This is a genomic window from Shewanella marinintestina (genome assembly GCF_023283845.1).
GTDB classification, from domain to species: Bacteria; Pseudomonadota; Gammaproteobacteria; order Enterobacterales; family Shewanellaceae; genus Shewanella; species Shewanella marinintestina.
The window spans coordinates 222,724-236,382 of sequence record NZ_JAKILC010000002.1 but is presented as its reverse complement, the minus strand read 5'-3'; the positions used below and the strand labels follow the sequence as shown (position 1 = coordinate 236,382).

At 43.3% G+C, this 13,659-nt stretch carries 9 protein-coding genes; 3 read left to right on the top strand and 6 right to left on the bottom strand.

Annotation, left to right across the window (positions count from 1 at the left end):
• Nucleotides 1-213: 213 nt before the first annotated feature.
• A complete protein-coding gene (locus L2747_RS03380; protein WP_248997687.1) occupies nucleotides 214-813 on the top strand; it encodes an acetate uptake transporter in 600 nt (199 codons plus the stop codon).
• Nucleotides 814-927: 114 nt separating this feature from the next.
• On the opposite strand, the gene L2747_RS03375 is transcribed toward L2747_RS03380, so the two are convergent.
• The 3 genes from L2747_RS03375 to L2747_RS03365 form a co-directional block, all read right to left on the bottom strand.
• A complete protein-coding gene (locus L2747_RS03375) occupies nucleotides 928-2,460 on the bottom strand; it encodes an MFS transporter (protein ID WP_248997686.1) in 1,533 nt (510 codons plus the stop codon).
• Nucleotides 2,461-2,858: 398 nt separating this feature from the next.
• Nucleotides 2,859-3,548 (bottom strand): LrgB family protein, encoded by a 690-nt coding sequence (locus L2747_RS03370; RefSeq protein ID WP_248997685.1) that lies wholly within the window; start codon nucleotides 3,546-3,548, stop codon nucleotides 2,859-2,861.
• The gene (locus L2747_RS03365) at nucleotides 3,545-3,928 is read right to left on the bottom strand and encodes a CidA/LrgA family protein (RefSeq protein WP_248997684.1); all 384 of its coding nucleotides are present in this window, start codon (nucleotides 3,926-3,928) and stop codon (nucleotides 3,545-3,547) included. The genes L2747_RS03370 and L2747_RS03365 overlap by 4 nt, the downstream gene beginning before the upstream one ends.
• Before the next feature lie 222 nt (nucleotides 3,929-4,150).
• Between L2747_RS03365 and L2747_RS03360 the strand changes: the two genes are divergently transcribed.
• Nucleotides 4,151-5,059, top strand: a complete 909-nt coding sequence (locus L2747_RS03360) for a LysR family transcriptional regulator (RefSeq protein WP_248997683.1) — start codon at nucleotides 4,151-4,153, stop codon at nucleotides 5,057-5,059.
• Nucleotides 5,060-5,130: 71 nt separating this feature from the next.
• Here L2747_RS03360 and L2747_RS03355 read toward each other — a convergent pair whose 3' ends face one another.
• Together L2747_RS03355 and L2747_RS03350 are read right to left on the bottom strand one after the other, a co-directional pair.
• Complete coding sequence (locus L2747_RS03355; protein WP_012144718.1) at nucleotides 5,131-5,295, bottom strand: YqaE/Pmp3 family membrane protein; 165 nt, start codon at nucleotides 5,293-5,295, stop codon at nucleotides 5,131-5,133.
• Between the two features lie 207 nt (nucleotides 5,296-5,502).
• Nucleotides 5,503-8,469 carry an ImpA family metalloprotease gene (locus L2747_RS03350; RefSeq protein WP_248997682.1) on the bottom strand — a complete coding sequence of 989 codons (2,967 nt, stop codon included), beginning with the start codon at nucleotides 8,467-8,469 and terminating at the stop codon, nucleotides 5,503-5,505.
• A 433-nt stretch (nucleotides 8,470-8,902) separates the two neighbouring features.
• On the opposite strand from L2747_RS03350, the gene L2747_RS03345 reads away from it, so the two are divergent.
• Nucleotides 8,903-10,624, top strand: coding sequence for a methyl-accepting chemotaxis protein (locus tag L2747_RS03345; protein ID WP_248997681.1), 1,722 nt, complete (start codon nucleotides 8,903-8,905; stop codon nucleotides 10,622-10,624).
• A 119-nt stretch (nucleotides 10,625-10,743) separates the two neighbouring features.
• On the opposite strand, the gene L2747_RS03340 is transcribed toward L2747_RS03345, so the two are convergent.
• Nucleotides 10,744-13,659: a valine--tRNA ligase gene (locus tag L2747_RS03340; RefSeq protein WP_248997680.1), complete on the bottom strand. Its 2,916-nt coding sequence runs from the start codon at nucleotides 13,657-13,659 to the stop codon at nucleotides 10,744-10,746.

The window sequence follows — 13,659 nt, the reverse complement described above, 5'->3', positions numbered from 1 at the left end:
GGCTATTAATGGCTGTTTTTTAATTAAGTTGTTGAATATTATTGTTTAAATGTCTTTTACTGCTATGAGTTTACCCTTCGCTTCGCTTAACTGAAGATTTGCCCACCGTTATCGCTTTCAACTAGAATGCGCGCGCTCAAATTAACTTAATTTAATAATGTGCCTTTTAAGTGAGGTGCATTTGTTAGTGAATACTTCCTGTAGGGGAACTCAATGTCTACACAACTAGCTAATCCTGCTCCACTTGGTCTAATGGGCTTCGGTATGACTACCGTCCTATTAAACATCCATAACGCAGGTTTTTTCCCAATTGACTCTATGATTCTAGCAATGGGGATTTTCTACGGCGGTATCGCTCAAGTTATCGTTGGTATTATGTGCTTTAAGCGCGGTGATACTTTTGGTACTACTGCATTCACATCTTACGGTCTATTTTGGCTAACTTTGGTTGGCTTAATTGTTATGCCAAAGATGGGTCTAGCCGCTAGCCCAGCAGCATTTATGGGTTGGTACTTACTATTGTGGGGCATGTTTACTGCTGCGCTATTTGTAGGTTCTCTACGTTACCCACGTGCTAAGCAAGTTGTATTTGCTTCATTAACGATTTTGTTCTTCCTACTTGCAGCTCGTGATTTCACCGGTAGCGAGTTAATCGGCACTATCGCTGGCTACGAAGGTATCTTCTGTGGTTTAAGTGCGATTTACTTTGCCATGGCTCAAGTATTAAATGCTGAGTTTGGCCGCGTAATTTTACCAGTAGGCCCAGTTGCAGTCGCTGCATACGAGCCTGCTGCAGAAAAACAAGCCGCTTAAGCTAACCACCAATTATCATTTATCTCCGATAATGCATAGTTAAAAGCGATAAAAAAAGCTGACCTATTGGTCAGCTTTTTTGTATCTGTAATTTATAGCTTAACTCGCTAGAGATTAACGTTGCTGCAATTTGAATAGCCATTTACCGTAAAGGAAAATACCGACTGCTGAGATAGAACCAATAGCAGCAATAATGTACCAAGCCATACCAATATTATGGGTGTTATACAGCAGCGTTGTGAGCTCTTGAGCTGGCTCACCTGTATAGGCTACCAAAGTACTAAAAGCTTCACCTTGTGGGATTGCACTAATTTCACTTGGGTTCATGCCACGCTGAGCAAGCAACTCTAATGAGAAGATCTCTTTAGATGCGTACATTTCATATAGTTTAGGACCAAAGTAGCCTTCTAATGTCCAGCCGATACCTTGAGGTAACATCACAAAACCCAGGTACATAGCTTTTTTGCCTTCTGGAGCAATGTTGCCCATAAACTCATTTTTCTTTGGGCTGATCATCATCTCGCCGAAAGAGAACATGGCAATAGCTAATACAATCATCCAAGCTGCATTAGTTGCACCTATTAGCACAAATGCCAAGATACTCAGTAAACAACCGCCAAGCATAGCTGTAGTAATTCGGTATTTTGCAGTTAAGGCTGCGACTAGGAAGCAGGTCGTCATGATCATACCTGCGTTTAGGTTAAGCATGCCTTCAGGCATTACTTTTGTACCAGTATTATCAAGGCCTAACCAGAACTGGAAGAAACCATTAGAAGTACCTTCAGGACCAAAAAGTGAAGTCACAATAACACTGGTATCGACCCACTCCGCAATATGAATAGGTAATACGTCAAATAGCGAGTTGAACAGGAACCAAAAGCCCGCAAATACAAGCATGTAGTAGATAACCACAGGTTTTTTTAGCTCATGCCATGCATCTTTCCAAAGTGCTTCTTGATGGATTTCACCGGCTTTAATTTTGCGGTTGCGTTCCATACGCTCTTCTTTACCTGGCTCTTTATAGGCAAGCAAGAACAAGAAGTTGAGAGAGATTATTGCTGCACAAGCGTAGAACACATTGTCCCAAGAAAGCTGGCGCATATGCACTGCGACTAGCGGACCAAGGAAGCCACCAATATTAACGACTTGGTAAAAAATACCCCAAGCCATCGAGGTATTTTGTCTACCTGTTGATAGGACTAAAGTTCCTTGGATCCCCGGTTTAAATATACCTGTACCACCGGCAAGTAATATGGCACCGAATAGGAATCCATAAAAACTTGGGAAAAATGCCATCACTAGATAGCCAGCAATCTTAATGAGGGTGGATGCAAAAATAGTTTCTTTATAACCGACGCGGTCAGAGATCCCGCCTGTAAAAACAGGAATAAAGGTCTGCATAAATGCCCAGATCGCGATAATGACACCATAATCGCTTAGGCTAATACCAAGGCCACCTTCAGAGGTTGGGGCTTTAGCATAAAGACCTGCACTGGCTTTTACGCCGTAATAGGCTATTCGCTCAACCAGCTCCATGCCGCCTACAATCCAGAATATATAGCTTAAGCTGGCAATAGAGGCCCACATACCCAGCTGCTTAACTTCCCGTAGGTCGTTATCTGCATAAGTATCTTTCGAATCGCTCATAACTTTCCCTTCAAATTTTCTAATTATTTATAGTTATTTTGTATGTTTTTATTGTGTTGGTTTTGGGTTCGTAGAACGTGTGATTCTTTACCAAAACGCTGCAAGCTTGTAATTGCAGCAGACACTTTACCTAATTTGTTGTTAAACGCCAAAGTGTTAATTGTTGCTTTGGTGATACAGCCAGTATTAAACGCACTCTGCTGCAGTTATTGGTACCAGTAAAGCGATGTATTGATGGAAGTTACTTAGTTGGAAATATCATAATGAAAAAGCCTAGACATAGGCTTGGTAATCGATAGCTGTATAGCATGTTGTAATAAGTTAATTATGAATTAGTGACGCATAGTGAATAGCGAGTTGCTTATATAACAATAGGTAAAAGTCTAAACTGATGGCCATTAGTTGATTAACGTTGCAAACAGTGGTGCTGCAATTACCATAACAATACCAGTAAAAATCATGGTGAGGCTGGCAATTACGCCTTCTTGTCGGCCAATCTCTGTCGCTTTCGCTGCCCCTGCACCATGGGCAGAAGCACCCAACGCTACGCCCTTTGCTATAGAGCTATTTATCTTAGCGATTTTAAACAAAGGCTCGCAAATCAACATTCCAATAATACCGGTAAGCAGTACTAGCATAGCGGTAAGTTCAGGGACACCGCCAAAGGCCGTTGTGGCTTCGACCGCAAAAGGGGTTGAAACCGAACGAACCATTAAACTGTGGGAAAGCTCGGGTGGTAAGTGAGTCCATTTTACGAGTAACCAGGATGATGCAAGGCCGAGAAATAAACCTGTTATCACTCCTAAGCTTAATGTCAGTGGATATTGTTTTATTAGCAGACGCTCACGGTAGATAGGTACCGCAAAAGCGATGGTTGCAGGTGCTAGCATTGCCGCTAGCCAGTGGCTATAGCTGAAGTAATCTGCGACATCTATTTTCAATGTGACGACAACAATCAAAATCAGTGCTGGAGCAATAATGATGGGGGCAAACCAAGTTTTGTGCTGCTTTTTGTATAGTGCCTTGCTGGCATAGTAACTGACTAGTGTCAGCGCTAAACAAAACAAGCCAATATTGATGTGGTTCATGCTGCTTTTTGCTCTTTAGTAGCCAAGTTAGAGGTTGAATCGGTGCTAGGAAGGTGAATGACCTGTGCATTCACTTTTTTCTGCTGTCGTTTAAGGTTTTGTTGATGCTCAAACTTAAAAAGTTTGTCGACTGTATACGCTGTTCCAATAAGGACTAAGGTACTGGCTGCAAGCATTGCGGCAATGAGTTCTACGCCATAATTTGCGAGTAAGGGCTGATACTTTATTGCGCCAACAACGGGGGGGATAAAAAACAGTAGTAGTTCTGCTATCAACCAAGATGCACCTAAATTAACGCTTTTTTCCGGTACTAACTTTAGGCAGAGTAATAGCAATAAAATTGCTAGCCCTATAACGCTACCAGGTATAGGAGAAGACACTTTTGTCGCTACGCTCTGACAAGCCCATGCGAATAAACAGAATCCACAAACCTGAATTGCTGCTAAAGCGCTGCGTTTTATTATAGAGGGGGCGAGTCTGCCAAAAAAAGTCATGGTAATTTCAACGTTAACAGTCTAGATAGGTTGAGGTTAGTTTACGCTTGCTTAATTAATAGAAAAAATGAATATTAATGATGCAATCTATAAATTATGGTTATCCAAATGGATCTTAAAGCGCTACAGTATTTTACGCAGATAGTTGATGCGGGTGGTTTTGCTAAGGCAAGTCGCATTGCATTCTTGACTCAGCCAGCACTTTCAAAAGCGATAAAAATGCTTGAAGAAGAACTCGATATGGTGCTGCTAGAGCGAGGAAAGCGCGGTACTCAGATAAAGCTAACAGCAGCAGGTGAAGTGGTTTATCGTCATGCACAGTTGTTGCTTGCAGGTCGCAAAGATATGTTGCTGGAGCTTGATAGTTTACGGCATTTAACGGGGGGCAGCTTAAAGCTAGGTTTAGCACCATTAGGTAGTGCAGAGCTCTTTGCCCCGGTTATCGCCAAGTTTAGGCAGCTTTACCCTAAAGTGGATATGCAGTTATTAGTGCGTGGTGGCGTTGAACAGACGATAGCACTGAAAAAGAATGAGATAGAGCTCGCAACTGGGATCATTGCATTCGATGGTGAGTTTGATGGGTTACGTATTCGTAACGACCCTATGGTGGTGGTTGTGCCCAAGACGCATCCATTGGCAAGCTTTAAACAACTACAGCTTAAAGATTTAGCCTCTCTGGCTCAGGTAATGTTTGAGCCGGAATATGCCCTTTATGAGTTGATTTTAGATGCCTGTGATAAAGTAGGCTTTGTCCCGGCTGAAATTACTCGAGTTAGCCATGCTGATTTTGGTATTGCGCTGGTGGCTGCGGGCACGGGGATAATGGTGTTACCACAAATTATTGCTGAACGTTATCGGGTTGATGCTGTAGTAAATGTACCTCTTGCTAGTGAAGACTTACGCTGGGAGTTATCGCTGTTTTGGCGCAAGCAGCAAAGCCTTTCTTTTGCAGCCCAAGCAATGATTGAGTTAGTGAAACAACAGCTTGAACAGAGCGCTTCTTTGAGTAGGTTTTAATTATATAAAAGATAAAAGCCTGACTTTGAGTTAGGCTTTTACATTTCAGTTATTAACAGATTAACTTTGGATTATTTAGTCACGACCCAGAGCGCATGCAGTAAACCAGGAATAAAGAACAGTAGACATAAAATAATATTGATCAGTAAGTCTTTACCTACACCGCTTTTGAGAAAGACTGCCACTGGCGGTAGTAAAATCGCGATGATGATGAGTAACAGCTTGTTGGTATCCATAAATTGATGTCCTTTTTGTCTTCATTACAAATCTTGGCCTTAAAACAATTAAGTTTTTTGCTAAAAAATCTACCTATTTCAAGACTCAAGTTAAATATCTCTGTTTAAAACTTAATCTATATTGTTGATGTTGTAAACGTAGTATTCAAGCAAATAAAAAGCCATCTAAAAATCAGATGGCTTTGTCTGGTGGACTCTAGGTGATAGTTATAGTGGCCAAGGTGAAACACCGTCAACAGCAACAGGCTGCAAGTCTAGGCTCTTACAGTAATCACCGGGCGCATAAATATAAACCTGTTTAGCAACGGCAGTATATCCAAATGAGCTGACTTGAGATTGTGCGGCTTGAGTCGTTGCCAGTCCCCACATCTGATACAGCTGTCGATAATCGAGCTGAGTTGAATAACTCATTGCAACCATTAAGAAATCATTATTAGAGATTTTTTGGGCGGCATCTAAGCTAAATTGATCAAAGCCAAGTTGGGCTCGCTTTTGCTGCCATGTCTGCTCATCGGCTTTTGCCCTTTCAAACTCTCGTAGCAAAATATGCACTCTAGCAAGTAGGTGCCAGCCATTTTCTAGCGCGCCGTGCTTTTGGGCTGCAACCATCATTTGTAACATGGTTGCCATGCCATTTGACCAACTGGTTAGTTTAGCTGCCTGCATGTAAGCAAAGGGATCTGCTTGATTAACGCTAGCCTGTAACACTGCAAACTCATCATCAATATTTAACCCTTGGCATGAAGGCAGCTTTCCAAGTTCAGTGTAAGCGCGTGACTTTGTGTAGTAAGAGTAAGGGTTAGTTGAAGCATGACCATCATGACCATCAAAGCGCAAACGACCTTTCTCGAGGCCGTGGCCAAGTTCATGGATATCGCCATGGCCAGTAGGGCTAAATGACCAGCTAGCATCGTAAGGATTACCTGAACAACCTGCACCGCAAGTTGGTTGGTCGGCATTCATATGTTTAACGGTATCAATGGTATCTATTTGCCAACCTTTGCTGGCGGCAAAATCGGTGATTTCTGAGACTTCATCGATAAATGGTCCTTTAAAGCCAGCAAGTAAATGTGGGTAATTATGTACCTGAGTCATAATTGCATCGGCCATCTTTTCTGGTGTATTCCAAAGTGGCTCATGGTCCATAGTTTGTTGCATTTTATCGAGTTTTGAGTGAACCTCGAAGTGATCAGTTGCGAGCTCTGCCCAGTCATATTGGTTAGCTGCCAATGCTTGCATAAATTGGTTGCCATCAATGCCGTTACGCCAATATGGGTGTAGCCCAACTTGTTTAAAAGTAAACTCGGTAGCAAAGTCTCCGACGTCGAAGTTAACTTGCATTGGGCCACCATAGGGACTGGTGAACTTAATGGTTTCACCTGCTTTTACTTCGATATGAGTCGATTGTAATAGTTTAGGGCGGTTATAACCATTTGTTGCAAACTCATGGGTCGAGCCTGAACGCAGTGTATTAATAAATATCCAAGTACGGACAGGACTATTATCGTTACGCGTTATGCTGACGGTTTGCCCTGGTAAAGCATACACACCAGCTGAGCGAAAACCTTTCTTGCTTGTTAAGCTTACGTCTTTGTTTGTTGGCGTTACATGGCTAAAGTCGGTGCGGCTAAAGTTACCTAAATCTTTTGGTACGGCATTGATATCACGGTAGTTATATACGCTATGGTTGGCGTAATAAGCTTTTAGGTAGTTCAAAGAGTCAGTTGTGATGACATCCATCGGATACTGAATATCTTGGCGGTAGTTGTCTCCTAAAAGGATTAGTAACTTATACAGCGAGTAATCTGGCTGACTGAATATATCGATTTTACTGCTTTCTATGGTTTGAATATTGCTGCGTATTCTTGATAACGCGGAACGATAAGCACTACTAAATAGGTCGTCACAACTACTTGCGCAGTTGGCTAAGTTAAAATCGACTTGCTGAGAATCAAACATAGCTAACCACAACTGCTCTTTTTCCAAGGCACTGAAGTTTTTGAGCATCGCTGTGACTGACGACCAATCGGCTTTATCTTGGGCGAAGTAGTTGCCTGGGCCACCAGGCCCTTGCATGCCAAAGCCCATAGGATTAAGTACAGTTTGAGTTAGAGGCTTACTATTCCAACTATGCAAGTGCACATAGAGTAAGGGTTGCTTATTATTCTGGATTTGAGCAATAAGGGGCTTTACTGTGTCGATAGTAAATAGTTCTGAAGAGCCTGTGATAACAAGTTGCGCTTCACCCAAGCAGCTGCTTAAACTGGCGGCATCACTACAGGTTTCTACCTGCCAATTTGGGTAATGCTTGCCAATCCAATTATTAATACGAGTGACAGTATTACCACTCATCAAAAACAGTCTTACTTGCTGCACTTCTGCTGCCGAGGCTTCATCTTGAGCCAACATCCAGGCTAATAAACGTTTGAAGCTGGCTTCAAACGCTGAGTTGTTACCTTGCTCCATGCTCGAAATAATATCGGTTCCGAAGGCAGCATTTCGCTGACCCTTTATATCGTTAGTTGCGGCAAAGGTTAGTCCCTTATTGCCAGTAACAATGGCGTAGGCCTTACTTTGTGGATAAGCATGTTCTGCACCAGATAAGCTAATCATCTGTGAATGGCGCCCCTGGTCGTATACAACAGCGTCTTTTTGGTAGATTTCATTTAACAGTGAAGCACCATCAGCCCGGTATTGTTCGATATGCTTTATCGCCCGTTTTATTATTTTGGGTGATTGGCCTTGTGCGATAGCGGCATCTCCACTAAGCATTGCAGTGCTGATTTTATCGTTTAATTGCAGGGTGATGCTATCGGTGGCCGTCTGGTTAATGCTGTCGGTAACACTTAAACTGAGTGTTATCTGAGCGTTGTTCTCTAATGCAGTGGCATCGATAGTCACGTTATCTATGCTGAAGTTGGATAATACGACCTCAGGGCCTGAAAGTTGTTGCCATTCAAAGCTAGGCGTTCCAGTAGCATAAGTTGCTACATCGGCCGACACCGTAAACTGATTGTCATTCCATGCGGTAATAGGATCACCTAATTCCACTGTCGGTGCTTGAGCCGCAGGTGGCGTGATATTTCCTTCGTTGCCATCAGTAGATGGATCATCTGAACCACCACATGCTGATAGGCCTAATAATATAAAACTCGATAAAAGCCATTGCTTCATTTTTTTAACACTCCATGCAATTTGGTTACATTCTGAGTATTTTTTATACTTAAAGCAATTGAATGTATTAAATATCGTTAAAAAACAATGGTTAAGTCATTTTGTTGACGCTGTCATCAAATTGACTCAGCATTTGTTTTTTAGCTTCTTCTGTTCATTAAGGTCTCCTTGGTACGAACTATTTGCGCTGTCATCATTAAGTCTAAGCCTGCTTAAATACTGAGCTTTAGCTATGTAATGACGATTTGGGTGAATAGGATTTTTAGGAACCCTGTGAGCAACCTCAATAATTCTTACGCTGTCTTTATCTTTGTGTATCAAATTAGGCCAATTTGTCTATGCTCTAGCAAAAAATGGTCACTAGATACTTAAGCCTTTATTTATTTAGTTGATTTTTTGATAGCACCAGTACATGTAAGGAACAGAGATTATAATGTCTGTATCAATCGATCAGTTGGGGCACGATGAGATCCGTCGTAGTCAGCAACCAGAAGCAGGCTTTGCTTCGTTGTGTAAATCAGTGAGATTTCAACTTAAGTTTATTGTGTTTCTAACGGTGATCTCATTCCTATTTTTAGGATACAAAGGGATTACAGGCATGCAAGACGCTGGTGATTCGATAGAACAGCTGCATACCCAAGGTATGCAGCATAGTATTAGTGCTGGCCATTTATTAAGTGAGTTAGCAACGGCTCGCAGCGAGCTATTATTGGCATTTCAACATGACCCAAGTAGTGAGTTTGCTGAGATGCACAATCACCCTTTGTCATTGCATATTGCGCAGGCACAAGCTGCTATTAAGACTCTAAGAGATATTGTTGAAAATAAGATTTTAAGTGCAGATTTAGATGCTGATGAGCGCCAACAAGCTAATGAGTTAAAAAGCTTGTTAGATAAAGTGGTTATTGTAGGTTTTACCCCTACGATTTCAGCATTGCAACAAGAAAAGTATCAGGCTGCCAATCAGGTTTTATTAAGCGAAATTAACCCCCTATTTAAAACAATTACTGCAGAAGCGCAGTCGTTTCTTGCTTTGCAGATTGAAGAGGGGGAGCAAACATTTGCGCTATTTAATCAAAATATGCAGGTGTATATGGTATTAGTTGCGCTGTTTTCTAGTCTCAGCATGTTAGTTATCACTATTAGCCTAACCCTTATTGTTCGCAGAGTAGGTACGTCGGTTACCGAGCTTGAAAAGACTGCTGATAATATTGCTGGTGGTGATTTAACGCGCCGAATTGAAATTGGTGGTGACGATGAGTTTTCGCATATTGCCTCTTACGTTAACCAAATAGCTTCTCGCTTCCAACAAGCGGTGCAAAATACTCATGTGTCGACTTCTCGCTTAGCTAGCGCTGCGGAAGAGAACTCAGTTGTATCAACCCAAACACAGCGTAATGTTTTAGACCAGCAACAACAGACTCAACAGATTGCTGCGGCTATTCATCAGTTCACCGCAACAGTACGGGATGTCGCACAAAGTGCAGAAGCTGCCGCAACGGCATCAACAGAAGCCAATACAGCTGCCCAGCATGGCCAAATGGTTGTAAATGAAAGTATCTCTGTGATAGACACTTTATCTACAGAGATGGATGGTGCAACCGTGGCTATGCAATCTTTGTCTAAGTCATCTGATGAAATTGGCTCTGTGGTGGATGTTATTCAAGGGATTTCTGAGCAAACTAATCTGCTTGCGCTTAACGCAGCAATTGAAGCAGCTCGAGCGGGTGAACAAGGACGTGGCTTCGCGGTAGTGGCTGATGAAGTGCGCTCGTTAGCTAAACGTACTCAAGATTCGACTGAAGAGATCCAGATAATGATCCAACGTTTGCAGCACGGGGCTCGTGATTCAATGTTGATGATGCAGCGTGGCACAGAGCAAGCAAAGTTAAGCGTAGGTAAGTCTCAGCAAGCTGGTGATGCTCTATCGCAGATAATGAGTAGTATCGAGCAAATTAACGCACTTAATACCCAAATTGCGACGGCGTCTGAAGAGCAAAGCTTAGTGACTGAGGAGATAAATCGTAACATTACTAATATTAGTGATATTTCAGATCAAACCGCAGCTGGCGCAGAGCAAACCCAAGCTGCGACTCTCGAGCTTGCTAGCCTTGCTGAATCAATGCAGCAAGAAGTTGCTTATTACCGGGTTTAATTAGGTTTCGGTGCAGTTAGACTGAAATATAAAATTGAAATAACAAAAAGGGCTGTCGATGACAGCCCTTTTTTAATGTCTAGTTTCCGTGATGGAAGCCAGTATTAAACTAGTTAGAGTTAGCCTTCTAGCTTAGCAAGTTCAGCTTTCTGTTCAGTTAGCTTATCCATATCTCGTTGATATTCAGCTTGCTTAGCACGTTCTTTTTCAATCACGGCAGCAGGGGCTTTAGCAACGAAACCTTGGTTAGATAGCTTACCTTCGATACGTTTGTATTCGCCAGCAGCTTTCTCAAGTAACTTGTCGATACGTGCTACTTCTTTAGCCACATCGATTAAGCCAGCCATTGGGATCAATAGCTCCATGTTGCCCACTAACTGTGTAGTTGACATTGGCGCAGTTTCACCGTCGCTTAGAATCGTCATAGACTCAAGCTTAGCTAGCGTCTTGAAGAAAGTTTGGTTAGCTTCAAGGCGTGCCTTATCTTGCTCGCTCACACCACGTAATAGAGCGTTTAGCGGCTTAGAAGGTGCGATGTTTAGCTCGGCGCGGATGTTACGAACCGCAACAATCACTTGCTTAACCCACTCAAGATCTTCCATCGCAGCAGCATCAACTTTATCGGCTTGATACTCAGGGAATGGAGCTAGCATTAGGCTGTCGCCTTCAACTGCTGCAAGCGGTTTAACGCGCTGCCAGATAGTTTCTGTTAGGTATGGCATGATTGGGTGCATTAGACGCTGCATCTGCTCAAGTACAGTAACCAAAGTATGGCGAGTACCACGAAGCTGCGCATCTGTGCCGCTTTGCATTACTGGCTTGGTTAGCTCTAAGTACCAGTCACAGAATTGGTTCCAAGTGAACTCATAAATCGTGTTGGCAGCTAAGTCGAAACGGTAGTTCGCCATGTGCTCGTCAAAAGATTTAACGGTTTCATTGAATAGACCAATGATCCAGCGATCAGCAAGAGATAGTTCCATCTCGCCCGGCTTGCCATCAACAAGAAGTTGACCACAATCTAGTGCTTCACCAATTGCATCATCGCTTGCATCATCCGCTTGTACTTCAGTGTTCATCAGCACGTAACGTGATGCGTTCCAGATCTTGTTACAGAAACTGCGGTAGCCATCAAGACGCTTCATGTCCCAGTTAATGTCACGGCCTGTCGACGCCATAGACGCTAGAGTAAAGCGCAGTGCGTCAGTACCGTGCGGCTCAATGCCGTCGGCAAACTCTTTACGGGTGCTCTTTTCAATCTTAGCGGCAAGCTGTGGCTGCATCATGTTGCCAGTACGCTTTTCAACTAGAGATTCAAGATCGATACCGTCAATCATGTCTAATGGATCAAGTACGTTACCCTTAGACTTAGACATCTTGTTACCCGCTTCATCACGGATAAGGCCAGTTACATAAACAGTCTTAAATGGAACTTGTGGCTTGCCGTTTTCATCTTTGATGAAGTGCATGGTCATCATGATCATACGGGCAACCCAGAAGAAGATGATGTCAAAGCCCGTTACCAACACATCTGTTGGGTGGAAAGCTTTAAGCTCAGCAGTATCTTCAGGCCAGCCTAGTGTCGAGAATGTCCACAATGCAGAACTGAACCAAGTATCTAGTACGTCGGCGTCTTGGCGAAGAACCACTGAATCGTCAAGCTTGTGCTTAGCACGAACTTCAGCTTCATCACGGCCAACGTAAACCTTACCGGCTTCGTCGTACCATGCAGGGATACGGTGACCCCACCAAAGCTGACGTGAAATACACCAGTCTTGAATGTCACGCATCCAAGAGTTGTACATGTTCTCATATTGCTGTGGTACAAACTTGATGTCACCGTTTTCAACAGCTTCCATTGCAGTCTTAGCCATAGGTGCAACAGCAACATACCACTGGTCTGTTAATAGTGGCTCGATAACAACGCCAGAGCGGTCACCGTAAGGTACCTTCAATGCGTGTGGATCGATTTTGCCTAGTAAACCTAGTGTTTCAAATTCTTCAACGATAGCGGTACGTGCTTTAAAGCGATCAAGACCAGCATAGCGCTCTGGTAAACTGTTATCTAAATCGTTGTTTGCAGTGCCGTCGGTATTCACTACTTCAGCGCTTGAACGAATCGATGCGTCGATAGTTAGGATGTTGTACATAGGTAATTCGTGACGCTTACCGACTTCATAGTCGTTAAAGTCGTGGGCAGGAGTGATTTTCACACAGCCTGTACCGAACTCCATATCCACATAGTCATCAGCAACGATTGGGATAAGACGGTTTACGATGGGTAGCAGAATAAACTTACCAATAAGTGACTGATAACGCTCATCCTCTGGGTGAACCGCAACTGCGCTGTCACCAAGCATGGTTTCTGGACGAGTCGTTGCGACTTCTAGGTAGTCTTTACCGTCAGCTGTTAAAGCGCCATCGGCTAGCGGGTAGCGGAAATGCCACATGCTGCCTTGCTTTTCTTTGTTCTCAACTTCTAAGTCAGAGATAGCAGTGTGCAGGGTTGGGTCCCAGTTCACAAGGCGCTTACCACGGTAGATTAGGTCATCTTCATATAGGCGTACAAACACTTCTTGTACGGCGTCAGACATGCCTTCGTCCATAGTGAAACGTTCACGATCCCAATCTACAGATGCGCCAAGACGACGTAGCTGTTTAGTGATAGTGCCACCCGACTGCGCTTTCCAGTCCCAGATACGGTCGATAAAGTTTTCACGGCCAAGATCGTGGCGGCTTAAACCTTCTTCAGCGGCGACTTTACGCTCAACCAACATCTGTGTGGCGATACCTGCGTGGTCAGTACCGACCTGCCAAAGGGTGTTTTTACCCTTCATACGTTGGTAACGGGTTAACGTATCCATGATGGTGTCTTGGAAGGCGTGACCCATGTGCAAGCTACCCGTCACGTTTGGTGGCGGGATCATGATGCAATAGTTGCCTTGAGACTCATCGCCGTGTGGCTTGAAGTAACCTTTCTCTTCCCAGTTTTGGTAAAGAGACTGTTCTATAGACTGCGGGTTATATGTTTTTTCCAT